This window comes from Nonomuraea guangzhouensis (genome assembly GCF_019396345.1).
Classification (GTDB): Bacteria; Actinomycetota; Actinomycetes; order Streptosporangiales; family Streptosporangiaceae; genus Nonomuraea; species Nonomuraea guangzhouensis.
In genome coordinates this window covers 1-603 of record NZ_JAHKRM010000122.1, presented here as the reverse complement: position 1 = coordinate 603, position 603 = coordinate 1, and the positions used below count along the sequence as shown (strand labels likewise).

The window sequence follows — 603 nt, the reverse complement described above, 5'->3', positions numbered from 1 at the left end:
AGCGCGCCGAACAGCTCGCCCGGGCCGGATACCGGGTCATGGCGGTGGCCGGCACCGATCTGAACACCGTCCCTCTGAACGCTGTCCCGCAAACAGCGCGGGAGAGCGGACTGTCGCTGCTCGGGCTCGTCGCCATCCTGGACCCGCCACGTCCCGCGGCGGCCACCGCGATCGCCGCCTGCCAGCAGGCCGGGATAAGACCGCTGCTCATCACCGGCGATCACCCCGGGACCGCTCGCGCCGTCGCCACCGAGCTGGGCATCATCGCCGCCGGCGACCCCGTCGTGGACTGCCGCGACCCCGGAGCGTTGGATCAGACCGGGGCCGGTGTGTACGCCCGCGCCACCCCCGGGCAGAAGCTCGAGATCATCCAGGATCTGCGGGACCGCGGCGACACCCTCGCCATGACCGGCGACGGCGTCAACGACGGACCGGCGCTACGACGCGCCGACATCGGTGTGGCCATGGGCAAGCGAGGCACCGAAGTCGCCCGTCAGGCGGCCGACCTCGTCCTGGCCGACGACAACCTGGACACCGTCGTCGCGGCCGTCGAGGAGGGCCGCCGGGTCTACGCCAACATCCGCCGGTTCCTGGTCTACGGCC

Annotated in this window: 1 protein-coding gene; it reads left to right on the top strand. The window is 72.5% G+C overall.

Features of this window, described 5'->3' with window-relative positions:
* Positions 1-603: HAD-IC family P-type ATPase (locus KME78_RS63700; protein WP_219539966.1), on the top strand; the 603-nt coding region annotated here is incomplete at both ends.